This window comes from Mesorhizobium sp. M0045 (assembly GCF_040323385.1).
Taxonomy (GTDB): Bacteria; Pseudomonadota; Alphaproteobacteria; order Rhizobiales; family Rhizobiaceae; genus Mesorhizobium.
Genome location: NZ_JAMYUY010000005.1, coordinates 313,180 through 338,236, shown reverse-complemented (window position 1 = coordinate 338,236; position 25,057 = coordinate 313,180). Strand labels below are relative to the sequence as shown.

General features: G+C 62.2%; 24 protein-coding genes and 1 tRNA gene. 13 read left to right on the top strand and 12 right to left on the bottom strand.

The annotated features are described in order from the left end of the window. The first annotated feature begins 301 nt into the window (after positions 1-301). Positions 302-1,330 carry a LacI family DNA-binding transcriptional regulator gene (locus NKJ72_RS11145; RefSeq protein ID WP_502895627.1) on the top strand — a complete coding sequence of 343 codons (1,029 nt, stop codon included), beginning with the start codon at positions 302-304 and terminating at the stop codon, positions 1,328-1,330. A 62-nt stretch (positions 1,331-1,392) separates the two neighbouring features. After that, positions 1,393-2,535, top strand: a complete 1,143-nt coding sequence (locus tag NKJ72_RS11140; RefSeq protein WP_352477058.1) for an alpha-hydroxy acid oxidase — start codon at positions 1,393-1,395, stop codon at positions 2,533-2,535. A 42-nt stretch (positions 2,536-2,577) separates the two neighbouring features. Here NKJ72_RS11140 and NKJ72_RS11135 read toward each other — a convergent pair whose 3' ends face one another. Next, a complete protein-coding gene (locus tag NKJ72_RS11135) occupies positions 2,578-2,880 on the bottom strand; it encodes an antibiotic biosynthesis monooxygenase (RefSeq protein WP_352477057.1) in 303 nt (100 codons plus the stop codon). A 973-nt stretch (positions 2,881-3,853) separates the two neighbouring features. Continuing rightward, complete coding sequence (locus tag NKJ72_RS11130; protein ID WP_352477056.1) at positions 3,854-5,530, bottom strand: winged helix-turn-helix domain-containing tetratricopeptide repeat protein; 1,677 nt, start codon at positions 5,528-5,530, stop codon at positions 3,854-3,856. Positions 5,531-5,619: 89 nt separating this feature from the next. Here NKJ72_RS11130 and NKJ72_RS11125 point away from each other — a divergent pair, with 89 nt between their 5' ends. Further along, positions 5,620-5,895 carry a hypothetical protein gene (locus tag NKJ72_RS11125; protein WP_352477054.1) on the top strand — a complete coding sequence of 92 codons (276 nt, stop codon included), beginning with the start codon at positions 5,620-5,622 and terminating at the stop codon, positions 5,893-5,895. Positions 5,896-6,194: 299 nt separating this feature from the next. On the opposite strand, the gene NKJ72_RS11120 is transcribed toward NKJ72_RS11125, so the two are convergent. Together NKJ72_RS11120 and NKJ72_RS11115 are read right to left on the bottom strand one after the other, a co-directional pair. Continuing rightward, positions 6,195-6,271 (bottom strand) — tRNA-Arg (locus NKJ72_RS11120). A 324-nt stretch (positions 6,272-6,595) separates the two neighbouring features. Next, positions 6,596-8,083 carry an ATP-binding protein gene (locus tag NKJ72_RS11115; RefSeq protein ID WP_254815897.1) on the bottom strand — a complete coding sequence of 496 codons (1,488 nt, stop codon included), beginning with the start codon at positions 8,081-8,083 and terminating at the stop codon, positions 6,596-6,598. Between the two features lie 334 nt (positions 8,084-8,417). Here NKJ72_RS11115 and rpmH point away from each other — a divergent pair, with 334 nt between their 5' ends. The 5 genes from rpmH to yihA all read left to right on the top strand — a co-directional run bounded on the left by rpmH (position 8,418) and on the right by yihA (position 12,205). Next, positions 8,418-8,552 (top strand): 50S ribosomal protein L34, encoded by a 135-nt coding sequence (gene rpmH / locus NKJ72_RS11110; protein WP_008833937.1) that lies wholly within the window; start codon positions 8,418-8,420, stop codon positions 8,550-8,552. 23 nt (positions 8,553-8,575) lie between these two features. Beyond that, positions 8,576-8,929 (top strand): ribonuclease P protein component, encoded by a 354-nt coding sequence (gene rnpA / locus NKJ72_RS11105; protein WP_352477053.1) that lies wholly within the window; start codon positions 8,576-8,578, stop codon positions 8,927-8,929. Positions 8,930-8,942: 13 nt separating this feature from the next. Beyond that, entirely contained in the window at positions 8,943-10,766 is a 1,824-nt protein-coding gene (gene yidC / locus NKJ72_RS11100; protein ID WP_352477052.1) for a membrane protein insertase YidC, read from the top strand. A 144-nt stretch (positions 10,767-10,910) separates the two neighbouring features. Further along, on the top strand, positions 10,911-11,549 hold the full coding sequence (locus NKJ72_RS11095; RefSeq protein ID WP_352452996.1) for a CatB-related O-acetyltransferase: 639 nt from the start codon (positions 10,911-10,913) through the stop codon (positions 11,547-11,549). After that, entirely contained in the window at positions 11,546-12,205 is a 660-nt protein-coding gene (gene yihA / locus NKJ72_RS11090) for a ribosome biogenesis GTP-binding protein YihA/YsxC (protein ID WP_352472343.1), read from the top strand. The genes NKJ72_RS11095 and yihA overlap by 4 nt, the downstream gene beginning before the upstream one ends. 21 nt (positions 12,206-12,226) lie before the next feature. Here the strand turns inward: yihA and NKJ72_RS11085 are convergent, their stop codons facing one another. After that, entirely contained in the window at positions 12,227-12,976 is a 750-nt protein-coding gene (locus tag NKJ72_RS11085; protein ID WP_352477051.1) for a TetR/AcrR family transcriptional regulator, read from the bottom strand. A gap of 143 nt (positions 12,977-13,119) precedes the next feature. Between NKJ72_RS11085 and NKJ72_RS11080 the strand changes: the two genes are divergently transcribed. Both NKJ72_RS11080 and NKJ72_RS11075 read left to right on the top strand, forming a co-directional pair. Continuing rightward, complete coding sequence (locus NKJ72_RS11080; protein ID WP_352477049.1) at positions 13,120-14,298, top strand: HlyD family secretion protein; 1,179 nt, start codon at positions 13,120-13,122, stop codon at positions 14,296-14,298. Between the two features lie 22 nt (positions 14,299-14,320). After that, entirely contained in the window at positions 14,321-15,913 is a 1,593-nt protein-coding gene (locus NKJ72_RS11075; protein ID WP_502895625.1) for a DHA2 family efflux MFS transporter permease subunit, read from the top strand. A 213-nt stretch (positions 15,914-16,126) separates the two neighbouring features. Here the strand turns inward: NKJ72_RS11075 and msrB are convergent, their stop codons facing one another. The 4 genes from msrB to NKJ72_RS11055 form a co-directional block, all read right to left on the bottom strand. Then, a complete protein-coding gene (gene msrB / locus NKJ72_RS11070; RefSeq protein WP_352477048.1) occupies positions 16,127-16,627 on the bottom strand; it encodes a peptide-methionine (R)-S-oxide reductase MsrB in 501 nt (166 codons plus the stop codon). A 172-nt stretch (positions 16,628-16,799) separates the two neighbouring features. Next, positions 16,800-17,357: a fasciclin domain-containing protein gene (locus NKJ72_RS11065; protein ID WP_254815890.1), complete on the bottom strand. Its 558-nt coding sequence runs from the start codon at positions 17,355-17,357 to the stop codon at positions 16,800-16,802. A 204-nt stretch (positions 17,358-17,561) separates the two neighbouring features. After that, positions 17,562-18,266, bottom strand: coding sequence for an anti-sigma factor (locus NKJ72_RS11060; protein ID WP_352477103.1), 705 nt, complete (start codon positions 18,264-18,266; stop codon positions 17,562-17,564). Continuing rightward, a complete protein-coding gene (locus tag NKJ72_RS11055; protein ID WP_352477047.1) occupies positions 18,263-18,802 on the bottom strand; it encodes a sigma-70 family RNA polymerase sigma factor in 540 nt (179 codons plus the stop codon). The genes NKJ72_RS11060 and NKJ72_RS11055 overlap by 4 nt, the downstream gene beginning before the upstream one ends. Before the next feature lie 126 nt (positions 18,803-18,928). Between NKJ72_RS11055 and NKJ72_RS11050 the strand changes: the two genes are divergently transcribed. Then, entirely contained in the window at positions 18,929-20,425 is a 1,497-nt protein-coding gene (locus tag NKJ72_RS11050) for an amidase (RefSeq protein ID WP_352477046.1), read from the top strand. 156 nt (positions 20,426-20,581) lie between these two features. Beyond that, positions 20,582-21,475, top strand: coding sequence for an acetylglutamate kinase (gene argB / locus NKJ72_RS11045; RefSeq protein ID WP_023677482.1), 894 nt, complete (start codon positions 20,582-20,584; stop codon positions 21,473-21,475). A 19-nt stretch (positions 21,476-21,494) separates the two neighbouring features. Here the strand turns inward: argB and bchE are convergent, their stop codons facing one another. Continuing rightward, the gene (gene bchE / locus NKJ72_RS11040; RefSeq protein WP_352477044.1) at positions 21,495-23,033 is read right to left on the bottom strand and encodes a magnesium-protoporphyrin IX monomethyl ester anaerobic oxidative cyclase; all 1,539 of its coding nucleotides are present in this window, start codon (positions 23,031-23,033) and stop codon (positions 21,495-21,497) included. A 102-nt stretch (positions 23,034-23,135) separates the two neighbouring features. Then, complete coding sequence (locus tag NKJ72_RS11035; RefSeq protein WP_352477043.1) at positions 23,136-23,612, bottom strand: Lrp/AsnC family transcriptional regulator; 477 nt, start codon at positions 23,610-23,612, stop codon at positions 23,136-23,138. 140 nt (positions 23,613-23,752) lie between these two features. Here NKJ72_RS11035 and phhA point away from each other — a divergent pair, with 140 nt between their 5' ends. Beyond that, complete coding sequence (gene phhA / locus NKJ72_RS11030) at positions 23,753-24,586, top strand: phenylalanine 4-monooxygenase (protein ID WP_352477042.1); 834 nt, start codon at positions 23,753-23,755, stop codon at positions 24,584-24,586. Here phhA and NKJ72_RS11025 read toward each other — a convergent pair. Next, entirely contained in the window at positions 24,581-25,042 is a 462-nt protein-coding gene (locus NKJ72_RS11025; protein ID WP_352477041.1) for a MarR family winged helix-turn-helix transcriptional regulator, read from the bottom strand. The two genes, phhA and NKJ72_RS11025, sit on opposite strands and share 6 nt — an antisense overlap. Positions 25,043-25,057 lie beyond the last annotated feature (15 nt).

Here is a 25,057-nt window from a genome sequence, read left to right as displayed (position 1 = left end):
TGCGCGGTCCGACGTCGTCCGGGCATGATGGATTGACGTTATAGGGATGCCGGATATTAGTAAAGAGTATTAGTTTGGTCGAGATTCTCGCCACAAAGGAGAGAGGCCTCCCCAGTCGCAACCGTTTTGAACCGGGGACTACATCGCCCAAGAAGGGTCGATTATATCTATTAGTAGCGCTTCGCCCTATAAACGCGAGATTCGAGGTACCAACGACATGAACGAACCACTGCGTGATCCCGTCCTTGAGGGTACCAGGCGGCGCAAGCCGTCCGGGAAAAACCCCAAGGGCCGCGTCACCATGACCGACATCGCCAGGGTCGCCGGCTGTTCGCAGGCGACGGTCTCGTTCGTCCTCAACAACACGCCGGGCATCAGGCTGTCGCAGCAAACCCGAGAGCGGGTGATCGAGACGGCGCGAACGCTGGGCTATTCGCCGCCGGTGTTTTCTGCCTTGCGAGCCCCGGTTGCCGCATTCGACGGGCTGGATGGCGTGATCGGCTTCGCCGTCGACCAGTTGGCGACCAGCCCGGAGGCGGTCGTCGCCATTGAAGGGGCGCGGCAAGCGTCGTGGAACGCCGGCAATGTAGTGTTGGTGGCGCAGACCATGGGCGACGAGGTGATGGAGCCCCGGGCCATTGCGGCACTGACCAAGCGGGGCATTTCGGCGCTGATCTACATGACCATCTTCACCCGCGAGATCGTCGCGCCGGACTATCTCTACGGCCTCGACATTCCGGTCATCCTGCTCAACTGCTACACCGCCGACTATGCCTTCCCCGCCGTGGTGCCGAGCGAGATCGCCGGCGGCCAGAGCTCGACCCGGCACCTGATCAGCTATGGCCATCGCCGTATCGCCACCATCACCGGCGAGCCCTGGATGCAGGCGGCACAGGACCGGCTGAAAGGTTACCGCCGGGCGCTGGCGACGGCCGACATCCCGTTCGACCCGGCGCTGGTCGTCGAAGGCGATTGGTCAGCGAGCGCCGGCTATGCCGCGACCGTCAAGCTCTTGGCGCTGAAGGACCGGCCGACCGCCATCTTCTGCCAGAACGACCGGACCGCGATCGGCTGCTACGAGGCGCTGAAGGAGGCCGGCCTGCACATCCCCGGAGATATTTCGGTGGTCGGCTATGACGACGAGGAGATCGCGCGGCATCTGTTCCCGCCGCTGACGACGTCGATCCTGCCGCATATGGCGATGGGACAATGGGCGATCGAGCAGTTGGAAGTCCCCGCTGCTCCCGGTCGCGGCCGGAGCCGCTATCCCGTAACCAAGCTCGAATGCCCGCTGGTGGAGCGGGAGTCGGTTGGCGCTGTGGCGGGCTGAGCGCCGGCGATCGACAATGGCACAGGCTTGACATCAGGCCCGGCATATACCCGATTGATTTCATGCGATTGCAAAACTGCTACAATTTTCAGGACTTCCGCCGGCTGGCAAAACAGCGCCTGCCAGGCCCGATCTTCAACTATATCGATGGCGGCGCGGACGACGAGACGACGCTGCGGCGCAACACGGCGGCTTTCGAGGACTGCGATCTCGTCCCCAACGTCCTTGCCGGCGTTGGACAGGTCGACATGTCGGTCACCGTCATGGGCCAGAAGCTGGCGATGCCGGTCTATTGTTCGCCGACGGCTCTCCAGCGGCTGTTTCACCATAGCGGCGAGCGCGCCGTCGCCGCGGCGGCGGAGAAGTTCGGCACGATGTTCGGCGTCTCGTCGCTCGGCACGGTCAGCCTGGAGGAAGTGCGCCAGCACAGGACGCCACAGGTCTATCAGTTCTATTTCCACAGGGATCGCGGCCTGAACCACGCCATGATGGAGCGCGCCAAGGCGTCCGGCGTCGAGGTGATGATGCTGACGGTCGACAGCGTCACCGGCGGCAACCGCGAGCGTGACCTGCGGACCGGCTTTTCCATCCCCTTTCGGCTTACGCTCGGCGGCATGATGCAGTTCGCGATCAAGCCGAGATGGGCCATCGACTATTTGACCCACGAAAAGTTCAGCCTGCCGCAGTTGGACGGCCATATCGATCTCGGCGGCGGAGCGCTTTCCATCAGCCGCTATTTCACGGAGATCCTCGACCCGTCGCTGGATTGGAAGGACGTCGAAGACATGGTCCGCTTCTGGAACGGACAGTTCTGCCTGAAGGGGATCATGAGCGTCGCCGATGCCAGAAAGGCGGTCGACATCGGCTGCAGCGGCATCGTTCTGTCAAATCATGGCGGCAGGCAGCTGGACGGCTCGCGCAGCCCCTTCGACCAGCTGTCCGAGATCGTCGACGCGGTGGGCGACAAGATAGACGTGATCATCGACAGCGGCGTCCAGCGCGGCACGCATGTGCTGAAAGCCCTGTCGCTGGGCGCCAAGGCCGTCGGCGTCGGGCGGTATTATCTGTTCCCGTTGGCAGCCGCCGGACAGGCCGGCGTCGAACGGGCGCTCGGCTTGATGCGAACCGAGATCGAACGCGGCATGCGGCTGATGGGATGCAGGTCGGTGGCAGAGCTTTCCAGGGAAAATGTGCGGTTTAGGTGAGGGAGCCGGGACGCACAGCATAAGCTTTTCGAAGTGCGAACCCTATACCGAACTGCCGCCCGTTTCGAAGACGGCCTCGCCGGAAACAGCATCCGTATGTCCGCCCTCAATTTGCTGCAACATATGCCGGAACCGATCAAGATTGCCCAGCATTTTGGGCCGGGCATCGACCATGTGCTGGAAAGTGTCCCATTCTCCAATCGAGAAGAAGGCGCCATCTTCCGATTTGACGAGAGCCATCTTTCGTAATCCCTCGAAATTGCGCGGAGCGCTGCTGAACAGTTCGACGAACTCGTCTTCATGACCAGGCTTGATCCGGAAGCGGACGCTGTTGAATGCCGTCATGTACGTTCCCTCGTGAAAGAACTGAAAAACCTCGAATATGCAAAAGCCCTAACGCAACTCGAACCCTTCGAACAGGTGTACACGAAAATCGGAAGGTTGGCTTCAGTCATCTCAGGCCGAAAGCCCCCGTTTCTGGCGCTGTTTTAGCAGGAAGAGGACGACGCTCGATCTCACTTGATGCGCCCTTCCGACCGGCAATGAAACGCGCTGTTAACGCCGTTCGCGGGTGACAGGATGTTGGCCGCAGTTCGAATGTATAGTCTGCGTCTCGCCGTCAGTTGTGGAGGCGAAAATGAATTTGCTTCGGATTGCGCTCTTGTGCACGGCCATGATCGACCTTGGAATGCCGGCCGTTCGCGCTGAGGATCGGCCTGTGCCGCCGAACAATAAAGCCGCAGCGCAGCCGCCCGTTCATTGTGAAGGCCAAAATTGTCTCCCGCCGGCGAAAGATCCCGTGCAGGAATGCACTGGCCAGGATTGCACGCCAGCTCCGCCGACTGAACCGGGCCTGGAGATCAAGCAGGCCGACTGAGCAGCATTAGCTGACGATCCCCTTTTTGGCATGGTAGCGCTCACGTCTCGCGACCTTCCGACGACCGGCGCCGGTTATTGTCGGACGGCTGTGAGCTCACCGCGCCCGAGAGGTCCCCTGAGGCGGGCCGTGCATTGGATTGATGGCGCGCCGGACAGGATGAAACTGGGAACCTCTATGTTATTGTAGTGCCTATATAATTTCCGAAGCAGCGTCCGCCTTGCGCCAGGAGCCTACCTTGACGGATTGTCAGTTTTCGACTCGTTCCAGAAGTTCGGGTGCGAGCGCACTATGGCGCAAGGCGGCCGCATTGCCGACCTTCCGCCCCCGATATTCCTTGCGAAGGATGATCCTACTTTGAGGGCAACCATCGCCCATGACACAAAGGCTTCAACGTAGCGGCCCAGTCGGTCTTCTGCGGGGTCGCGCACGGACAGCCGTTCACTCCGGCAACCCGGCGAACCGCATGTGTTCGATCCAGCGGTCGAGGCTTCCGGGCGCGGTCCATATCTTCTCCCACTCCCTGCGTTGTTTGCTGATGGACTCGCCGGGCGAGTTCTGGAGGAAAACCCCTAGCGCTTCCTTTGCCTCCCGCTTGTTTCCCAGACAAGCGTGGATCCCCGCAAGCATTCGGTGTGCGCCGCTCGGGATTCTGGACATTTTCCGCATCGCCGTCAGCGCTGCCCGGCAATCGTTCTTTTCCCAGAGCGCCCAGCCCATCTGCCAGTGGAACCAGTCAGGGTGGAAAGGATCGATGCCCTTGGCCCGCTCGATCCGATCGATCGCTTCGTCCGTGCGGCCAACATAGAGCAGCACGTCCGTACTGTGGACGAGGATATTCGAATCACTGGGATTCAGGGCGATCGCCTGATCGTACCGGGCAAGGGCCTGCCCGATCTCGCCAGCTTCGGTGTGGATGCTGGAGCGGACATTATGCGTCTCGGCGTCGTCCGGAGCAAGCAGGATGGCCTTGTCGGCGTACACGGCGGCGCGTTTCAACACCTCATCCCGGTTATACTCCTGCTCGTGCCACCCGAACACCGCGGCATTGCGATAGGACCAGGCCAGCCCGATATAGCCGAACTGGGCGTTCGGATCCGCTTCGAGCGCTTTGAGGCTCAACTGCCGTAGCAACGCGTTCCCCGCAGCAGAGAAGTCCTTTTTGACCTCGACCTTCCCCATCAGGTAATAGCGGAGCGCGCTGACCTGCGCGGCATCGCTCTTTGGCAAGGGTCTCTGGATCCTCTGTCCGACCCGATCCGCAAGCGTGCGGATGATCTCCTCCTGGACGACGAAAAGATCGCCAATCTCCCGGTTGTAGGTGTTGGCCCAGAGATGCGATCCGTCATGCGCATTCAGCAATTGTGCGGTCACTTTCAGCCGGTCTCCGATCTTCTGCTGGCTGCCTTCGAGCAGGTAGTCGACGCCGAGTTCATCTCCAATCTGCCTGGCGTCGACCGGCTGGTCGCGGTACCTGAAACTCGAGTTCCGGGCGATGACGGCATAAGTCTTGCTCCGCGCAAGCTCGGTGATGATCCCCTCGGCGACGGCATCGCTGAGATATCCCACGTCCGCGCCGGTACTCATGTCGTCGAAGGGAAGGATTGCAATCCTGGGCATGTCCCTCGAACGAACCGGGGCGGCACGCCATATTTCCGCGCCGAAATACGCGCCGATCGCTGCCGCAACGAGGACGAGTGCAGCAAGAATGAAGCCGCGTTGCGAAAATCGTGTCCTGGCGCGTTCCGTGCCGGCTGCGGCGTTTGGGTCCGCCGCGTCCGATGCATCGGCATTCAGCCGGTAGCCTCGCTTGGGGAAGGTTTCCACGATCACATGCCCGTCGTCCCCGAATGCGCGGCGAATATCGGCAATGCATTGGGTAAGGCTGTCGTCGGTTACGAAGGTATCGGGCCAAACCGCCTGCATCAGCACATCTTTGGACACAATCTCGCCCGGTCGCGCCGCGAGCGCATAGAGCACTTCGGCGGACTGGCTGCGGAGATCGACCGCTTTGCCTTCAACCGTTCGAAGTTCGTTGCTTTTGGTCAGGAAAACAAAACCGCCAAACGTGATCGTTTCGGCAGATTTCGGGTCAATTTCAGGAGCCTTTCGGGACATTTCACCCTCATGGCGCGCTCCCTAGCCTAGCCCATTCGGCCGCCGCATCCAAGCGATCCTGGCGGTGCTGGATTGGACAGGAGGCTGACATGAAACGGACCAGGTTCATCATCGCTCTCGCTCTCCTTTTGACAGCGCAAACGGCTGCAAAAGCGGACTCCCTTATTGTGAATGCAACCGCGCATGTTATTTCGCTTACATTTGCAAATGGCCGTATCGAAGAACGCCGAGAACAGAAACCCTTCGATACATACGCCCTCTGTCTCGCATGGAAACATCAGAACGAATTCCTTCCGCCGCATCCGCCTGCTTTTATTTCTTTCGTATATTGTACGCAAACAGAGGCGACGCTCGCATCATCCTGAGCACGAATGACTGAGGCGACGTTTCGCGGGGAGACGCGAATGTTTGGTACGAGCTGAGGCGGCGCCCCGGCGAAGAACCGCAAGATTCCAGAAATTTGGATCCTGCCCACGCGCATCATGGAATGTCAGTTTTTGTCCTCAATCCCGGCACAGATAAGATTCCTGCTACTTCCGCTCTCCACCCGTTGGCGACCTTGAAAGCCGAGGCGAGAATAGCCGGACTGGGCAACAGCGAACTGATGTACCCGGTTTTGTTCTGGGCCTGGAAGACCTCCCATGTCAAATCAGTGAATTACGAGTGGCGCGCCCGAAGAGATTCGAACTCCTGACCCCCAGATTCGTAGTCTGGTGCTCTATCCAGCTGAGCTACGGGCGCGCAACAGGCCATGCTTGGCATAGCCCCGCGATCCGATCCTGGCGACCGGCCGCGATGTGAGCTGTTCCCTAGCGACTGAATTTGCGAAAAGCAAGCCGATCCTAGCCAAAAGTTTTGCAGTCATGCTCTGCCGTCATGCGCCGGCCGGCGAAGGCAAGGCCGCGTCACGCGGCGGCCGAGCCGACAGGTCCGAGTCTTGGATCGGTCATTTGCCAATCGGAACGGTCCGTAACGAAACGAGCCGTTGCACGGCGGCCGAGCCCATGGCTGGTAGTCTCGGACCAACCCTTTGCGAATTGAAACGATCCGTAACGAAACGGTTCGTTACGCCGGGCGGCGCAGCCCGTTGCGGGCCTGGTCGAGCCGGACCGGCTGGTCGGGAATGGTGACCGCGAATGTGGTGCGCCCGCCGATCGATTCGACCAGCTCCACCGTGCCGCCATGGGCGCGGATCAATTCATGGGCGATCGCCAGGCCAAGGCCGGTGCCGCCGCTGCGGGCCGAGCCGCGAAATGCCGCGAACAGGTTTTCTCGCGCCTTTGGCGGCAGGCCGGGGCCGGTGTCGGTGACGACGATGCGGCTGACGCTGCCGATGCGCTCGGCCGATATGGTCAGGCGGCGCACCACGGCGCTCTCGGTGTCCGCCGCCATCGCCTGCACGGCGTTGCGGCTGAGATTGGTGAGCACGCGGAACAGCTGGTCGGAATCGGCATCGACCTCGAGCACCGGGTCGACGGCGTTGACGAATTCGATGCCGCATTCGATGTCGAGCAGACCCTGGACATCTTCGACCAGCTGGCGCAGCCGCAGCCTGCGGCGCGACGGCGGCGGCTCCTGGGTGCGGCCATAGGCCAGCACGCCCTCCGAATAGGACACCGCACGGTCGAGCGCGCGCAGCAGTTTTGGCGCGAAGGCCTGCACGGTCGGGTCCTTGACCTGGCGCAGGCGGTCCGACATCAGCTGCGCCGAGGCGAGGATGTTGCGCATGTCGTGGTTGATCTTCGACACGGCCAGGCCGAGATCTGCCAGGTGCTTCTGCTCGGTCAGCATCTTCTGCAGCCGCTCCTGCATCTGCGACAGTTCGCGTTCGGCGACGCCGATCTCGTCGGCCCGGGCGGCGGGGTGAATGATGCGGCCGGGATCGTCGGGAGCCTCGGAAAAGGACAGCATCGAGCGTGTCATCGTCCTGATCGGGCCGATCATGATCAGGTCTATCGCGGCATAGACCAGCATGGCGGTGAACAGCGAGATCAGCAGCGAGACGAAGGCGACGTTGCGCGAATAAATCAGCATGGCATTGCGCAGGCGGTGGTCGGGCATGATCAGCTCGAATTCCTTGTCGCTGTCGCCGACCGGCCCGAAAACGCGCAGCATGCGGTTGCCGCCGAAGAACAGCGTGTCCAGCGCGCCGGTCATGCCCTTGATCATGCCGACATTGGCGATATCGATATGCTCGTCGACCTGCGGCGGCATTTCGGCCACGACCAGAAGCCGCGAGACGCCGCCGTCGCGCACGGCGATCGCCTTGGCGCCGATCGCCATCAGTACGTCGTTCTGGGCGGCACGCGACAGCGAGGCAGGTTCGCCCTGCACCAGGACGATGGAAACCGCGGCGGCGGTGCTCAGCCTTTCCTTCAGCCAGCTCAGCCTGTAGCTGGCGATCCAGGGCACGAAGATGAGGATTTCGGCCAAGAGCACGAAGACGATGGTGAGCAGCAGCAGCTTCGTCGACAGGCCGCGCGCCAGCGGCACCCTGCGGGTGGCGGCCTTCGCCTGGGCGATGCTTTCGTCGGTTGCTGGGACTTCACTCATGCTCGTCGTCACGGCTGCCTGTCATCACGGCTGCTTGTCTTAAGGACTGCTCGTCTTCACGATCGCTTGATCGAGCAAGATTAGGCGATTGCGGCTTTTTTGCCAAATTCATCCTTGGTCGAAGCCGGAAAGAGGCCGCAAGGACTTCCCTGCCAGTCCGACAACGCCGGCCCGACAGGCTGGATTGACTTCCAAAACCCTTCTTTCTATAAGCCCGCTCACGCTCGGGCCATTCGTCCCGGCGCGGTTTCGATCGCGCCAAAACCGGCCCGGCAAAGCTCCTGTTACAAAGTGACAGAATCAAGAAGGGCCGCACCCCGCGGTATTTAAACAAATGAAGCGTACTTACCAGCCGTCCAAACTCGTTCGCAAACGCAGGCACGGCTTCCGTGCCCGCATGGCCACCAAGGGTGGCCGCGGCGTCGTCGCAGCCCGCCGCAACCGCGGCCGCAAGCGTCTCAGCGCCTGAGCACCAAGCGAGAGACAAGATCGTTGCCCGCAACCGGCAAGCCAACGGGTGCCCATCCCAAGCGGCTTCTGAAGCGCGCGGAATTCCTGGCCGTCCGTCGTGGTGAAAAGCGCCGCGGGCGGCTTTTCCTCGTCGAGGTCCTGGGCCGCGGCGACGGCGAGGCGCCGCGCGTCGGCTATACCGTCACCAAGAAGGTCGGCAACGCCGTCGTTCGCAACCGCATCCGGCGGCGGCTGAGAGAGGCCGTGCGCACGCATGCCGCGGATGACATGGCGCCGGGCAATGATTATGTCATCGTCGGGCGCGAAGACGTGCTTACGACTCCGTTCGGCCAGTTGAAGGCCGAACTCTCCCGCAGATTGCGTGGAACACGATAGGCCAAGGGCTTCGATGGAAAACAACCGCAACTTCTTCATCACCATCGCACTGTCGGTGCTGATCCTGGCGCTTTGGCAATATTTCTACGTGATGCCGCGCAGCGAGATGCAGCGCGAAGCCGCCCGCATCGAAGAACAGCGCGTGGCGGAGCAGAAGAAGGCTGCCCAAGGCACCGCTCCCGGCGCGAGCGAAACGCCGGTGCAGCCGGGCGCCATTCCGAGCGCGCCCGGCGGCGACGCGGTGACGCCGGCCGGCCGCGAGCAGGCGATTGCTTCGACGAAGCGCGTCAAGATCGACACGCCGAGCCTCGAAGGTTCGATCAACCTCACCGGCGCGCGCCTCGACGATCTCCGGCTCAAGCATTACAGGGAGACGGTCGACAAGACCTCGCCCGAGATCGCGTTGCTCAACCCGGCGTCCCTGCCAAACGGCTATTTCGCCGAGATCGGCTTTTCCGGCACGCCGGATGTGGGCAGGCTGCCCGGCCCCGACACGGTCTGGCAGACCGACGGCAATGCGACGCTGACACCAGCGACGCCGGTCACGCTGACGTTCACCAACGACAAGGGCCTGGTTTTCAAGCGCACCTTCTCGGTCGACAGCCAATATATGTTCACCGTATCCGACACGGTCCAGAACGGCGGCTCGGCACCCGCGACGTTGTCGAACTATGGCCGCGTCACCCGCTTCGACAAGCCGGCTATCGCCAGCACCTATGTGCTGCACGAGGGCCTGATCGGCGTTACCGGAAGCGAGGGCCTGCAGGAATACAAATACTCCAGCGTCGAATCGGACAAGGAGTACAAACCAGGCAAGTCGAGCGACGGCTGGCTCGGCATCACCGATAAATACTGGGCGGTGACCCTGGTGCCGCCGAGCGGCCGCGAATTTCAGCCCAAATTCTCTTATTTCGAGTTCAAAAGCGGACCCCACCCGCATAGCTACCAGTCCGATTTCCTGTCCGATCCGGTCACAATCGCTCCCGGGCAATCGACGACCGTGGAGTCGGAGATATTCGCCGGCGCCAAGGAAGTTTCGACGATCAACGCTTATGAAAAGGACCGTCATATTCGCCAGTTCGACCTGCTGATCGACTGGGGCTGGTTCTATTTCATCACCAAGCCGATGTTCTGGCTGATCGACACGCTCTACAAATTCTTCGGCAATTTCGGCCTGGCGATCCTCGCCACCACCGTCATCGTCAAGGCGCTGTTCTTCCCGCTCGCCAACAAGTCCTATGCGTCGATGGCGAACATGAAGAAGGTGCAGCCCAAGATGCTCGAGATCCGCGAGAAATACGCGGACGACAAGATGAAGCAGCAGCAGGCGATGATGGAGCTGTACAAGACCGAGAAGATCAATCCGCTCGCCGGCTGCTGGCCGGTGGCGTTGCAGATCCCGGTCTTCTTCTCGCTCTACAAGGTGCTCTACATCACCATCGAGATGCGGCACGCGCCGTTTTTCGGCTGGATCCAGGATCTGGCGGCGCCGGACCCGACATCGATCTTCAACCTGTTCGGGCTGATCCCGATCACCTTGCCGCACATGCTGATGATCGGCGTCTGGCCGCTGATCATGGGCGTGACGATGTTCCTGCAGATGCGCATGAACCCGACGCCGCCGGACCCGACGCAGGCGGCGATCTTCACCTGGATGCCCGTGATCTTCACCTTCATGATGGCGGGTTTTCCGGCTGGTCTCGTTATCTACTGGGCCTGGAACAACACGCTGTCGATCCTGCAGCAGGGCGTGATCATGAAGCGGCAGGGTGCCAAGATCGAATTGTGGGACAATCTGGTCGCGCTGTTCCGCAAGAAACCGTCGCCGGCGGAATAGCCGGCGCTCCGATGATGCGAAACCAGAAAGCCCCGGTTCGTCCGGGGCTTTTTGTACAGGCTGGCGGTCTGGATTAAGCGATTGGTACGGCCGGGCGGATCGCGCTATTTTGACCTGGCTGGCAGTTGCCCGACGGAGCTCGATATGACCGGACCCAATCCATCGATCAAGCATCCGATCCCGTTGCACACGCGCGTCGGCTTTCTGAAACCGCTGGTAACGGCGCCGAACATCGAGATCGGCGATTTCACCTACTATGACGACCCTGACGGGCCCGACAAATTCGCCGAAAAATGCGTGCTGCATCATTACCCGTTCATCGGCGACAGGCTGGTCATCGGCAAGTTCTGCGCCATTGCCGAAGGCGCGCGCTTCATCATGAACGGCGCCAATCACGCCATGTCCGGTTTTTCGACCTATCCGTTCAACATCTTCGGTCACGGCTGGGAGGAAGGCTTCGACCCGGCGACATGGTCGAAGGAGGTCCGCGGCGACACGATCGTCGGCAATGATGTCTGGATCGGCATGGAAGCGGTGATGCTGCCGGGCGTGAAGATCGGCGACGGCGCCATTGTCGCGGCAAAGTCGGTGGTGACGCACGATGTGCCGGCCTATGCGATCGTCGCCGGCAATCCGGCCAAGGTGGTAAAGATGCGCTTCGACGACAGGACCATCCGGCGGCTGCTGGCGCTGGCGTGGTGGCACTGGCCGGTGGAAAAGATCAGCCGCAATCTCGATGCTATTCGTGGCAGCAACATTTTTCTTCTGGAGGCAGCGGTTTGAACGCGTTGAACAAGACCACGATCGGCATCGAATTGTTCACGCGAGCCTGGATATTCATCCGCGGCGTGCCTGCGATGAAATTCCTGCCGCCGGAGGGTCCGCCCGAGATCGCCTTTGCCGGCCGCTCCAATGTCGGCAAATCGTCGCTGATCAACGCGCTGGTCAACCAGAAGGGGCTGGCGCGCACCTCCAACACACCGGGCCGCACGCAAGAACTCAACTATTTCGTGCCGGGCGGATTTTCGGGAGAAGGCGCCGACCTGCCGCCGATGGCGCTGGTCGACATGCCGGGCTATGGCTACGCCACGGCGCCGAAGGAAAAGGTCGACGAGTGGACGAAGCTCGTGTTCGACTATCTGAAGGGCCGGGTGACGCTCAAGCGCGTCTACGTGCTGATCGATGCCCGCCATGGCATCAAGGCCAAGGACGACGAGGTGCTGTCGCTGCTCGACAAGGCGGCGGTGTCGTATCAGATCGTGCTGACCAAGACCGACAAGATCAAGGCGGCGGGGGTACCGCGACTGGTCGAGGAAACGCTCCAGAAGATCAAGAAACGCCCGGCGGCATTTCCCTTCGTGCTCGCCACGTCGTCGGAAAAGAGCGAGGGCCTCGAAGAACTGCGTGCGGCGATCGTGCTCGCCGCCAATGGCGGATAGGCAACGGACTCCGACGGCTGGTCAGGCGGGACTGGAGGCCCGTTCCTGCTCTGCAAGCTGTTCTGTGCCGTAGGCCTTCAGGAACACGTCGACGCCCGACCTGACGATATGTTCGATCTCGGCCACACTTGGCGCCTTGGTGCGATAGGCGAATATGCACTGGCGGAAAAGACCGGCTAGGCACAGTTCGGTGAACTGATAGGCGGCAAGCTCGACGTCGTCGATCGTCAGCAGACCGCGTTCGATAGCCATGTTGAGGAAAACGACAACCCTGTCATGGCCGCGCTTCGGCCCGCGTTCGTAAAATCGCGCGCCAAGCTCCGGAATCCGTTCCGACGCACCGATCACCGTCCGCTGCGCCAGGATGACCCTAGCCGAAGTGATCTTCATGGATAGTACGATGCCGAACTTCACCAGCGTCTCGCGAAGGTCGCCGATCTGGTCGAGCACCTCATACATGTTCTTGAAGATCGTGCCGCGTTCTTCCTCGATCAGCGCTTCGAACAGCTCTTCCTTGTTGGCGAAGTAGACATAGATCGTGCCCTTGGACACGCCGGCCTCGCGCGTAATGTCGTTCATCGACGCGGCTTCGAAGCCCTTGTCGATGAAGACACGGCGCGCACCCTCGATGATCTGGCTGCGCTTGACCGGGTCTTGCCCCGCGGCCGGGCGGCCGCGCGGCAGGCTGTCCAGCAGATCGCACTGCTCCTTGCCAGCGCTGGACAATGGGCCTGAATCAGACAAAGGAGCGGCCTTGGGGGCTTCGGCCATAATATCACACCTCGTAAAATAATTCGAACCATCCGGTTCGATTGCTCTTGATATGGGCCTGTTTAAGCGCTAAGTCAACGTCGAGATCGAACCGAACGGTTCAGTCTGACAACATTCAGCGCCAGTTAATTTAGAGAGATATCATGTCCTCGAACGCGCCCACCAGTGCCGAAGTCCGCCCTTTCCCCAGTGCTAAGGTCCAGCCTGCGATCGAAGCGCCGGAAGCCCCTCTCAAGCCCGCCGACATCACCCCGCTGGCTCCCGCCAAAAAGAAGCGCCCGATGCGCTCGATGTTGTTGCCCATCATCGGCCTGGCCCTGCTGGGCGCCGGCGCATGGTATGGCTACGATTACTGGACCGACGGGCGCTTCATGATCTCGACCGACGACGCCTATGTCCAGGCCGACACGGCGTTCATCTCGCCAAAAATCTCGGGCTATGTCGATCAGGTCAAAGTGACCGAAAACCAACAGGTGAAGGCCGGCGACCCGCTGCTGATCGTCGATGACGGTGATTACAAGATAGCCGTTGCCCAGGCCGAGGCGCAGATCGCCACGTTGAGCAAGACGCTCGACCGCATCGATGCCCAGACCGAAGCGGCCCGCGCCTCGCTCAAGCAGGCGCAGGCGCAGAAGGCCGCCGACCAGGCCGCGGCCGACAATGCGAAGCGGGTTCAGGTCCGTGCCGCCCAGTTGCTCAAGACCCGCGTCGGTACCCAGGCCCAGTTGGACGACGCCCAGACGGCGGTCGAGCAAGCCAATGCCGCACTAGCCGGCGCCGACGCGCAGATCGCGGCGGCTCAGGCCAATATCGGCGTGCTCGAGGCGCAGCGGGCGGAATCGGCCAGCACGCTGGCCTCGCTGCAGCTTGCCCACGACAAGGCTGTGCGGGATCTGTCCTTCACCGTACTGCGCGCACCCTATGACGGCGTGGTCGGCAACCGCTCGGTCGAGCAGGGCGACCTGATCAGCCCCGGACAGAAGCTCGCCGTCATCGTGCCAATGGACAAGCTCTACATCGTCGCCAATTTCAAGGAGACGCAACTTGCCCGGCTGGTGCCTGGTGAAAAGGTCAGGGTGTCGGTCGACGCGATCGACGGCCAGGACTTCGAGGGTACCGTGTCGTCGCTGGCGCCGGCTTCGGGAGCAGTGTTCTCGCTGCTGCCGCCGGAGAACGCCACAGGCAATTTCACCAAGGTGGTGCAGCGCGTTCCGGTTCGCATCGACGTGCCCGCGGATGTGCTGAAGACGGGCAAACTGCGCGCCGGCCTGAGCGTCGTCGTCGACGTCGACAGCCGCACGGCGCCTTCGGCATCGAAGTAAAGCGGAACCGGGAGCAAGGGTCATGGCGACCGCAACCATTACCGCCGGATCGGTGTCGGCCATCCCGGCCCAGACAGATCACATGCCGATCCGCCGCGTCATCGCCTTCCTGGCGATGGTGTTCGGCATGTTCATGGCGATCCTGGACATCCAGATCGTCTCAGCCTCGCTGGCCGAGATCCAGGCGGGCTTGAGCGCCAGCTCGGACGAGATCCCGTGGGTGCAGACGGCCTATCTGATTGCCGAGGTCGTGATGATCCCGCTGTCCGGCTTCCTCAGCCGGATGCTGTCGACGCGCGTGCTGTTCACAATCTCGGCGGCGGGCTTCACCGCGGCCAGCGCGCTCGCGGCAACCGCAACCAATATCGACCAGATGATTGTTTACCGCGCCGTGCAGGGCTTCATCGGCGGCGGCATGATCCCGAGCGTCTTTGCAGCCGCCTTCACCATCTTCCCGCCGTCCCGCCGCGCCGTCGTCTCGCCGATGATCGGCCTGGTGGCGACGCTGGCGCCGACCATCGGCCCGACCGTCGGCGGCTATATCAGCCATGCCATGTCCTGGCACTGGCTGTTCCTGGTCAACGTCGTGCCCGGCATTCTGGTGACCACGGCCGCCTGGTCGCTGATCGACTTCGACAAACCCAATCTCAAGCTGTTCAGCAAGTTCGACTGGTGGGGGCTTGCCGGCATGGCCGCCTTCCTGGGCTGCATGGAATATGTGCTGGAGGAAGGTCCCAACAACGACTGGCTGCAGGATCAGGCGGTGTTCGTCTGCGCCGTCATCATGACCTTCGGCGCGGTGCTGTTCTTCTGGCGCGTGTTCACCGCCGAGGAGCCGATTGTCGATCTGAGGGCTTTCAGCAATATCAATTTTGCGTTCGGTTCGCTGTTCTCCTTCGTGGTCGGCATCGGCCTCTACGGTCTGACCTATCTTTATCCCGTGTTCCTGGGGCGCATCCGCGGCTACGATTCGATGATGATCGGCGAGGCGCTGTTCGTCAGCGGCCTGGCCATGTTCTTCACCGCGCCGATCTCCGGCATCCTGTCGAACAAGATGGACCCGCGCATCATGATGATGATCGGCTTCTTCGGCTTCGCCACGGGAACCTGGTGGATGACGCATCTCACCGCCGACTGGGATTTCTATGAACTGCTGATCCCGCAGATCCTGCGCGGCTGCTCGATGATGCTGTGCATGGTGCCGATCAACAACATTGCGCTCGGAACCTTGCCGCCGGAGCGGCTGAAGAATGCGTCTGGCCTGTTCAACCTGACCCGCAATCTCGGCGGCGCCGTCGGCCTGGCCGTCATCAACACCGTGCTGATCGACCGCAATGCCTTCCACTACGCCAGGCTCTCCGAGCACGTGCAATGGGGAAGTGCCGCTGCGCAACAGAAGCTGCAGAACATGACGCTCAACTTCGAGCAGACCGCCGGGCTCGACGCCTCCAAGGCGGCCATCTCCAAACTGTCAGGCATGGTCCAGCAGCAGGCGTCGCTGCTGTCGTTCATGGACGTATTCTTCATGCTGACGGTTTTGTTCGCGACGCTTGGGCTCTTCACCCTGGTGATCCGCAAGCCAGCCGCTCAGGGCGGCGGTGGCGGAGGCCATTGAGGCGCGCTGGATCCCCCGCCTGGCGCCCTCGCGCATGACCCCGAAAAGCGATTTTCGGGGTCATGCGCAAAATCAACCATTACGAAGTCTTGGAGCGGCGGACACTCCACCGCTCCAACTTTTTGTTTGAGCATCGGATTTTCCCAAAACCGCTTCGCACTTTTGGGTCCGATGCTCTAGCGCGCTCCGACAAAGTAAGGGGCGCGGCCGTCCTCACGCCGTCGCCGGCTTAAAGGTCAAGGCGACGCCATTGATGCAGTGTCGCAACCCGGTCGGCGGCGGACCGTCGTCGAAGACGTGGCCGAGATGGCCGCCGCAGCGGCGACAATGGACCTCGGTGCGGGTCATGCCCAACGACCTGTCCACGGTCTTGCCGATGGAATTCGGGATTTCCTGCCAGAAGCTCGGCCAGCCTGTGCCGGAATCGAACTTGGTCTCAGACGAATAGACCGGCAGGCCGCAGCCGGCGCAAGCGAAGATGCCTTTGCGGTGCTCGTTGAGCAGCGGACTGGTGCCCGGATATTCGGTGCCCTCCTTGCGCAGCACATTGAAGGCCGCGTCGGACAGGATGGCGCGCCACTCGGCCTCGGTCTTGGTAACCTCGAAAGTCTCGGCCGCGCGTGCATCCTGGGCTCCGCCCATGCGCAGCGCGGTGGCGCCTGCGACAACGCCAATGGCTGCCGCACCACTCAAAAGAAGCTCGCGACGGTTCATGGCCATTCCTCCTGTTACTGCTTGTGCCAAATTCGACCGCCACACGGAAATCAAAAGCCGGTGACGATCGCTGTCCTCAAAGCGGGACTCCGCGCCTATCCATCTTGCGTGAACGGCGCGGAGTGTGCGCAGGGAGGCCCCTAGCGATATCTTCGCCGGCAGCGTGCGTTTGTTACATCTTCGGCAGGAGAACCTTGTCGACGACGTGGATGACGCCGTTGGACTGTTCGACATCGGCGATGGTCACATTGGCGACGTTGCCGTTCTCGTCGGTCACGGTGACCTTGCCGCCGTCGGTCTTGAGCGACAGTTCGCAACCACCGACCGTCTTGACCTTGTGCGTGCCGCCGTCGTGCTTGACCATCTTGGCGACGTCGGCGGCCATCGCTTTGGCGCCGATGACATGGCAGGTCAGGATCTTGACCAGCTTGTCCTTGTTTTCAGGCTTGAGCAGCGTCTCCACCGTGCCGGCTGGAAGTGCCGCAAAGGCCTCGTTGGTCGGCGCGAACACGGTGAAGGGGCCGGCGCCTTGCAGCGTATCGACCAGGCCGCCCGCCTTGACGGCAGCGACCAGCGTCGTGTGGTCCTTCGAGTTGACCGCATTTTCGACGATGTTTTTCTGGGCATACATGGCGGCGCCGCCGACCATTGGATTTTGGGCATAGGCAATGGTGGCGAGCGCAGAAATGGCGACCGTGCCGGCAAGCAAAAGGGTGGCGAATTTACGCATAATTTCAATCTCCTCGGGTTATCATTCCCCTCATTCGGGAACGCAAGGAGATACGCGATGGAAAATCCTGAGTTTCGTCCTCTCCGCAAAAAATTGTGCCACTGAAATTTTCCCGGCGCGGATCGACAACCACCAACAAGCTTTGCAGGCGTTTAAATCGCGGAAGATAGATTTTCAGGTCTGCTTCCGGGAGATGAGAAGCGGTCAGATGCTCTTCAGATCGCCCGCTGCGACCACCGGTCCAGTCGGCTGGCCGGTCGGTGAACCGCCGGCAGGCTCAACGCTGACCGCAAGCACGGCGCCTTGCGCCAACTTCTCCTGAACGGCGGGCGGGATGGCCAAATGCGCGGTCGCACCGGCCGGGATGACGCCCATCGACACCGGCGCCTTCTTGCCTTCGATCATCCACAATTCGAAGTCCTTGCCGGCGGCCCGCTCGCCGGAAACGTGGGAAAGACCGACCTCGTGACGGGCGGCATCGTAGACAACGAGATATTTGACGTCGCTGCCTTCGGCCGCCAGCGAGGCGACAAGCCGCGTCTGCGGCGGTTCGGTGGGCGGGCGGAAGTAAGGCACGGCGATGTAGATCGCCAGCGCTGCAATGGCGACGGCGGCAAGACCGCGCCAGAAGCCAAGGCTCGACCAGAGGCCGGCGCGCGGCTCTGCAGCGAACAGCCGGCGGTCCAATGCTTCCTTGACCCTGATCGGAGGCTCTGTCTCCGGATAGGCAGCGGCCATCGGCGAAAGATGCGCCTCCCAGCTATCGACAAGGCGCGCGAAGGCGGCGTCCGCATCGATGCGGCGCGACGCGATCTCGCGTTCATCGGCGGCCAGCACGCCAAGAACGTACTCGGCGGCGAACAGGTCGTCGCCCCCACGTTCCGGTCCATTGTCGTCAGCCAGCGTCATCTTTCCAGGCATTCTCTCAGTTTCAACAGGCTGCGACGCAGCCAGGTCCGCATCGTGTTCAGCGGTACGCCATAGCGCTCCGCCAGCTCGGCATAGCTTTTGCCATCCAGATAGGCGCCCCGGACGGCCGCCGCCCGGTTACTCTCCAACTTCTCGAGACAATGGTAGATGCGTCCGGACTCACTGCCCGCCACGGCCATGGCCTCCGGCCCCGGCGCCGGATCGGCCACGTCGAGCGCGGCATCGATATAGGCGGCAGGCTCTCGCCGCGCTCTGATCCGATCGATCGCATGATTGCGCGCAATGGCCACCAGCCAGGAGATCGGGCTCAGATCCGAAACGGCGAAACGGTCCGCCTTCGTCCATATCTTGACGAAGATCTCTTGAAGCGCCTCTTCTGCATCTCCCCGATCCTTCAATACACGAAGGCAGACGCCGAAAAGTTTCGCGCTGGTCTGCCGGTAGAGCAGATCGAACGCAGCCCGGTCCTTCATCGAAGTCCGGACAATCAGGTTGCTGATGTCCTGCGGCGTCATCGGCCGCCAAATTAGGCGATTGCAATGTATTTGCAACGACTGAAATGGTCTTGCGCACCGGCAGCCCCAGCCTCGATTGCCAATGAAATCGCCGCCCGCTAGCTTGCCATGAGCGGGAGGGCGACCATGTCGATCGAGCGGGTTCTTTGGGAGCATGACGCAACCGGCCAGGCCGCACTCGTGCACAATGGAGAGCTCACACCGCAAGATCTCGTCGATGCGGCGATCGCCCGGGCCGAGGCCACCCGGCCGGAGATCAACGCCATTGCCGAACCGCTTTTTGAGGCGGCGCGGGCGCGCGCGAAAACCGTCGACCACAAGCTGCCGCTTGCCGGAGTGCCCTTTGCGCTGAAGGACCTCGGCATCGCCATGAAGGGCGTGCCGACGCATGGCGGTAGCCGCATCCCGGCTTTCACCCCCGATTTCAACTCGGTCATGACGGAACGCTATCTGGCTGCCGGCCTGATCCCGATCGCCACCAGCACCGCACCCGAACACGGACTGAGGCTGGTGACCGAGTCGGTGGCTTACGGCGTCACCCGCAATCCATGGGACACCGCGCACACGACCGGCGGTTCCTCGGGCGGTGCGGCTGCCCTGGTCGCGGCCGGCGTCGTGCCGGTGGCGCACGCCTCGGACGGCGGCGGCTCGATCAGGGTGCCTGCTGCCTGTACCGGGCTGGTCGGGCTGAAAACCTCGCGCGGCCGCGTGCCCTTGACACCGCTCGTCACCGAAAGCTGGTACGGCTTCGTCGTCGACCATGCGTTGGCCCGCTCGGTGCGCGATACGGCGCTGCTGCTCGACCTGACCCACGGGCCCGACCCGCTGTCGCCCTACGCGGCACCGTCGCCGACCGGCAGTTTTGCTGCGGCGGCCGGGCGCGATCCGGGCAAGCTCAAGCTCGCCTTCTATCGAAAATCGCCGCTCGGCCTGCCGATATCGGAAGAGACGTTGAAAGCTCTGGATGCGGCGATCGCGCTGGCGCGCGAAGGCGGGCACAGCATCGAGGAGATCGACCTGCCCTATATCGATCGCGATTTCATCGCCGATTTCGCCAGAACCGTCGCCGCGGCGGTGGCCGGCACGATGCGTGCCGAGGCCTTGCGCGTCGGCCGCTCCATCTCAGGCGACATCGAACGCGCCACGCGCGTAATGAGCCGGTTCGGTGAAATCCTCTCGGCCGGCGAAATCTACGCCGGCCTGCAGCGGCTGCACGCCGCCTCGCGCCGGCTTATCACCGAAACCGCGCGCTATGATGCGGTGCTGATGCCTGTCATCGCGCACCCGCCGCTCGCCTGCGGCACCATGGACCCGAAAGGCGTCGACGAATTCATCGAGAATGTCCTGGACAGACTGCGCCTCGCCGGCCTGCTGAAGTTCAAGCCGCTATTCGGCCAGCTGATGGACAAGAGCCTCTGGTTCACCCACTGGCCGGCGATCCAGAACGTCAGCGGGCAACCGTCGATCACGCTTCCGGTCTACGTCACCGATGCCGGCCTGCCGCTCGGCGTCCAGGCCGCCGGCCGCCCCGGCGACGAGGAAACGCTTTTGTCGTTTGCCGCGCAGATGGAAAAGATCTCGGGCTGGCCGGGACGGCGGGCGCCGCTGCAGGTGCCGGCATAGACCATGATCCCGAAAGGTGGGAACCGGTTTTCGGACAAGATCATGGTCAAACAAATAGTAGTACCGATTTGATCGATCGTGACAGCAAAGCCGTTTGCCCCCTCGTCCAATTCCCGCTAAGACGCCGCCGTTCATGCCAAGCTGGGAACCACGCCGATGACGGATGTCGCCGCCACCGCCGAAATGCAGGCCGCGCTGCTTTCAAGAGCGCTGCCCTATATGCAACGCTACGAGAACAAGACGGTCGTGGTGAAATATGGCGGCCACGCGATGGGCGACATCGCGCTCGGCAAGGCTTTCGCCCGCGACATCGCACTTTTGAAACAATCCGGCGTCAACCCGATCGTCGTGCATGGCGGTGGGCCGCAGATCGGCGCCATGCTCAGCAAGATGGGCATCGAATCCAAATTCGAGGGCGGCTTGCGCGTCACCGACCAGAAGACCGTCGAGATTGTCGAGATGGTGCTGGCCGGGTCGATCAACAAGGAGATCGTCGCGCTGATCAATGCCGAGGGCGAGTGGGCGATCGGCCTGTGCGGCAAGGACGGCAACATGGTGTTTGCCGAAAAAGCGCGCAAGACCATGATCGATCCGGATTCCAACATCGAGCGGGTGCTCGACCTGGGCTTCGTTGGTGAGCCTGTCGAGGTCGACCGCACATTGCTCGACCTCCTGGCGCGGTCCGAAATGATCCCGGTGCTGGCGCCGGTAGCGCCCGGCCGCGACGGCCATACCTACAACATCAACGCCGACACTTTTGCCGGCGCCATCGCCGGCGCCTGCCAGGCGACGCGCCTGCTGTTCCTTACCGACGTGCCCGGCGTGCTCGACAAGGACAAGAAGCTGATCGACGAGCTGACGGTGGCCGAGGCCAAGGCCCTGATCAAGGACGGCACGGTCTCGGGCGGCATGATCCCCAAAGTCGAGACCTGCATCGAGGCAATCGAGCGGGGCGTCGCAGGCGTCGTCATCCTTAACGGCAAGACGCCGCATGCGGTGCTGCTCGAGCTGTTCACCGAACACGGCGCCGGCACGCTAATCGTGCCGTGAGGCCGGGTGTCTGAGGGGCTCAAGCGTTTGGCGAAATAGCGGTCACGGACTGACGCGGCAGGCGTTCGACAACCATCGATTCCTCTTCCTCGTCTTGCGGCGAGCCCCAGAATTCGGCGAGCGTCGGGCCATGTTTCAGGCGGCGGTCGCGGACCAGAAAGCCCCAGACTTCGCGGAACCAGACGCGGCGGCCCATTTTGGTGTACCAGCGCATCGAATGCCGTTGCTCCGGATCCTTGTGGAACAGGATACGCGCCAACGCCTTGGGCCGCGACTGCACCGCCAGTTCGATCAGCTTGACGGCGAAGAACAACATCCACGGCTTGAGGCGGGTCATCTGCAGCACCTGATGCTTGTAGTCCCACAGGCGGGCGTCCAGCTGGATCACCTTGCGGTCCCCGGCAATCCTGAAGAACGGCGTCCAGCGATGCGGCGTCACGTAGAGTGCCTGGATCTGGTCAGGGTCATAAGCGATCAGTTGGCGGAAGCCGCGCCAGAGGTCGCGCAAGCTTTCGTCCTCGAAACCGGCCACCCAGGTCGCCATCGACAAGATGCCGTTGAGGCGCAGCAGCCGTATCGCCTCGCGGTCGGATGAGGTGCTGCCGCCCTTGCGAATCAATGCAAGCGTCTGCTGGTCGGTATTTTCCATGCCAAGCGGCCAGCGGATGACGCCGGCCTTGCGATAGAGATGCAGGCTGTCGGCGTCGCGGACGATGTCATCGGCGCGGGTGGAGCCGACGATCAGCACCGGCACATTCTCGGCGATCATCGCGTCGAGAAAGGCGCGCCAGGCTTTTTTGGAAGACGTCGGGTTCTCGTCGGCAAGGTTGATCAGCTCGACACCATGCTCGCGGTATAGCCAGGCAATCTCCCGCGCGAATTTCATGGGGTCGCGGTGCCGCCAGCGCGTCCAGAAGCCGCGCTGGCCGCAATAGTTGCACAGATGCGGACAGCCTCGCGAGAACTGCATGACCACCGCGCGCTTGCCTCCCCAATAGCTGTAACGACTGAAGTCGATCAGTTCCCAGCCGATGCGGTAGTCGTCGAGGTTGGTGATCGTTCTTGCCGGCCGGGTTGCAAAGGGCCGGCGCAAATCGTCAGGAAAGGCGATGCCCGCCACATCCGACAGCGGCTTGCGTTTCTCAAGCGCTTCGACCAGCGCGACGATGGTCGCCTCGCCCTCGCCGCGCACGATAAAGTCGAAAACATTCGTTTCAGCCAGTATGTCGCGCCAATGATAGGTCGGAAACACGCCGCCATAGATCAGGATTGTCGCCGGCTGGATGTCCTTGACCATGCCGGCGATCAGCAGGGCTGTCGGATGCGCAGAGGTCGAGCCGGAATGGCCGATCAGAATGCAGTCGGGATGGTCGCTCAAGGCGTCCCGGACCAGCATGGCAAGCGCCATCGGCCCGAATTCGGCGTCCACAAGCCGCACTTGATGTCCCGCGTCGATCAGCGGACCGCCCAGTGCCAGCAAACCGAGCGGCGGCAGATGGTCGTCCGGCACACGGCTGCCGATGGCGGTATGCGGCGGGTTGATCAGGACGATTTTCATGGCGGGCCTTATGCGATGGCGGTCCGCATGTCGTAGTCGGCGATCTAGTTCCGGAGATTGGCTCGCTTCAGCAGTTTGTGTGCAGCTTTTCCGCAGAAATGCCTATCGTCTGAGATGTGCCAGCGGCACATGGCCGGGTCCCTTGATGTTCTGCAGCACAAGCTGCGTGTGGACGTCGCGCACGCCTTCGAGCCGCATCAGCCGGTGCATGACGAAGGCATTGAGTTCGTCGACCGACGGCACCATGACATGCAGCAGGAAATCGTAGTCTCCAGTCATCGTCCAGCACGACGACACCTCGTCCATGCGCTGCACGGCGGCGATAAAGGTTTCGGGCGAGCCGTCGCTGTGGGTCACGAGGCGCACCTGGATGAACACTTCGACCATCAGACCGACGGCGCGGCGGCTGAGTATCGCGGCGAAGCCTTTTATGATGCCCGCCTGCTGAAGAGCCTCGAAGCGCCGCGCGCAAGGTGTCGTCGACAGGCCGATCTGCTGCGCCAATTCCGATACCGGCTTGCGCCCGTCGCGCTGCAGGATGTCGAGCATCTTGATCTCGAATTCGTCAAATTGAGGCATTTTCACTCTCCCAAAGCTCGATCGTGGAGTCTTTTACCTCCAACCCTGCATTTGAGCCACCATCAAAGCTGATTTGCCTCGCGTGATCCGGCTAGAATTTCCGGCAGTTCGCTGGTCATGATTTCCAGGGAGAGCAAGCCATGACAATGAACGTTGCCGACTATGCCCGCGAATGCGCGGCGCGAGGCCTTCGCGGCGATTATTCCGTCTGCCGTGCCGATTTCACCGTGGCGCAGGGCTACAATTATAGCGACGAAGAACAGGCGGTGTGGCGCACGCTGTGCGACCGCCAGACGAAGCTGACCAGGAAGCTGGCCCACCACTCCTACCTCGACGGCGTCGCGGCACTCGGCCTTCTCGACAAGATCCCGGATTTCGGTGCGGTCAGCGAGAAGCTGCGCAAGTTCACCGGCTGGGAGATCGTCGCCGTGCCGGGGCTCATCCCCGCCCAGCCGTTCTTCGACCATCTCGCCAACCGCCGCTTCCCGGTCACCAACTGGCTGCGAACCCAAAAGGAGCTCGACTACATTGTCGAGCCCGACATGTTCCACGATTTCTTCGGTCACGTGCCGATCCTGACGCAGGCGGTCTTTGCCGACTTCATGCAGATGTATGGCAAGAAGGCCGATAGCGTGATTGCGCTCGGCGGCGACGAGATGATCACCAGGCTTTACTGGTACACCGTCGAATACGGCCTGATACGCGAGCCGGGCCAGCCGCTGAAGGCTTTCGGCGCTGGGCTGATGTCATCCTTCACAGAGCTTCAGTTCGCGGTCGAAGGCGGCGAGGCGCACCATGTTCCCTTCGACTTGGAAACCGTAATGCGCACCGGCTACGAGATCGACAAGTTCCAGCGTGCCTATTTCGTGCTGCCGTCGTTCGACGCCCTGCGTGATGCTTTCGAGACCGCCGATCTTGCGGCGATCGTGGCGCGCCGCAAAGGCGAGCCAGCACTCGACCCGGCGAGCCTATAGGGTGTCGGTTGTTTCCAACGCCTCGGCCTTCAGCCGGGCCAGTTGGTCGCGCTGAAGGTCGAGGGATGCCGTGACGAAGCGCAGGATCGTGGCGAGTTCAATGTCGCTGAATGTGGCGATCACCTTTTCCCCCTCCTGCGCGATCGCGCCATAATACCGCGTCGATAGTTCTCGCGTGAGTTCCGTCGCCTCTATGACCACCTTGCGCCTGTCCTCGAGGCTGCGCGTTCGTGTCAGCAGGCCGCGCGCTTCCAGCCGGTCGATCAGCGCGGTGACCGCAGCCGGCGTCAACCCTGTTGCGGCCGCGACCTCGCCAGCCGATCGCGGGCCGCCATAGAGCAGCGCCAAGCAATGGCGTTCCGCCATGCTCAGCCCAAGCCTATCGCCCACTGCGTCGTCATAAGCCTGCGTCGCGTCCTGCCAGCCCATAATGGCAAGGCTGATAGCGGTCTTCATGTCTGCCCGATTCAT

What these genes read in the sequence shown, in the direction of transcription:
- NKJ72_RS11025 (WP_352477041.1), bottom strand. Translation starts at nt 25,042, where the DNA reads ATGAAGACCGCTATCAGCCTTGCCATTATGGGCTGGCAGGACGCGACG.
- NKJ72_RS11130 (WP_352477056.1), bottom strand. Translation starts at nt 5,530, where the DNA reads ATGTCCCGAAAGGCTCCTGAAATTGACCCGAAATCTGCCGAAACGATC.
- yidC (WP_352477052.1), top strand. Translation starts at nt 8,943, where the DNA reads ATGGAAAACAACCGCAACTTCTTCATCACCATCGCACTGTCGGTGCTG.
- NKJ72_RS11035 (WP_352477043.1), bottom strand. Translation starts at nt 23,612, where the DNA reads ATGCCTCAATTTGACGAATTCGAGATCAAGATGCTCGACATCCTGCAG.
- NKJ72_RS11140 (WP_352477058.1), top strand. Translation starts at nt 1,393, where the DNA reads ATGCGATTGCAAAACTGCTACAATTTTCAGGACTTCCGCCGGCTGGCA.
- NKJ72_RS11075 (WP_502895625.1), top strand. Translation starts at nt 14,321, where the DNA reads ATGGCGACCGCAACCATTACCGCCGGATCGGTGTCGGCCATCCCGGCC.
- NKJ72_RS11060 (WP_352477103.1), bottom strand. Translation starts at nt 18,266, where the DNA reads ATGACGCTGGCTGACGACAATGGACCGGAACGTGGGGGCGACGACCTG.
- NKJ72_RS11065 (WP_254815890.1), bottom strand. Translation starts at nt 17,357, where the DNA reads ATGCGTAAATTCGCCACCCTTTTGCTTGCCGGCACGGTCGCCATTTCT.
- NKJ72_RS11145 (WP_502895627.1), top strand. Translation starts at nt 302, where the DNA reads ATGACCGACATCGCCAGGGTCGCCGGCTGTTCGCAGGCGACGGTCTCG.
- NKJ72_RS11095 (WP_352452996.1), top strand. Translation starts at nt 10,911, where the DNA reads ATGACCGGACCCAATCCATCGATCAAGCATCCGATCCCGTTGCACACG.
- NKJ72_RS11125 (WP_352477054.1), top strand. Translation starts at nt 5,620, where the DNA reads ATGAAACGGACCAGGTTCATCATCGCTCTCGCTCTCCTTTTGACAGCG.
- NKJ72_RS11050 (WP_352477046.1), top strand. Translation starts at nt 18,929, where the DNA reads ATGTCGATCGAGCGGGTTCTTTGGGAGCATGACGCAACCGGCCAGGCC.
- NKJ72_RS11135 (WP_352477057.1), bottom strand. Translation starts at nt 2,880, where the DNA reads ATGACGGCATTCAACAGCGTCCGCTTCCGGATCAAGCCTGGTCATGAA.
- phhA (WP_352477042.1), top strand. Translation starts at nt 23,753, where the DNA reads ATGACAATGAACGTTGCCGACTATGCCCGCGAATGCGCGGCGCGAGGC.
- argB (WP_023677482.1), top strand. Translation starts at nt 20,582, where the DNA reads ATGACGGATGTCGCCGCCACCGCCGAAATGCAGGCCGCGCTGCTTTCA.
- NKJ72_RS11055 (WP_352477047.1), bottom strand. Translation starts at nt 18,802, where the DNA reads ATGACGCCGCAGGACATCAGCAACCTGATTGTCCGGACTTCGATGAAG.
- NKJ72_RS11115 (WP_254815897.1), bottom strand. Translation starts at nt 8,083, where the DNA reads ATGAGTGAAGTCCCAGCAACCGACGAAAGCATCGCCCAGGCGAAGGCC.
- NKJ72_RS11085 (WP_352477051.1), bottom strand. Translation starts at nt 12,976, where the DNA reads ATGGCCGAAGCCCCCAAGGCCGCTCCTTTGTCTGATTCAGGCCCATTG.
- rpmH (WP_008833937.1), top strand. Translation starts at nt 8,418, where the DNA reads ATGAAGCGTACTTACCAGCCGTCCAAACTCGTTCGCAAACGCAGGCAC.
- msrB (WP_352477048.1), bottom strand. Translation starts at nt 16,627, where the DNA reads ATGAACCGTCGCGAGCTTCTTTTGAGTGGTGCGGCAGCCATTGGCGTT.
- NKJ72_RS11080 (WP_352477049.1), top strand. Translation starts at nt 13,120, where the DNA reads ATGTCCTCGAACGCGCCCACCAGTGCCGAAGTCCGCCCTTTCCCCAGT.
- bchE (WP_352477044.1), bottom strand. Translation starts at nt 23,033, where the DNA reads ATGAAAATCGTCCTGATCAACCCGCCGCATACCGCCATCGGCAGCCGT.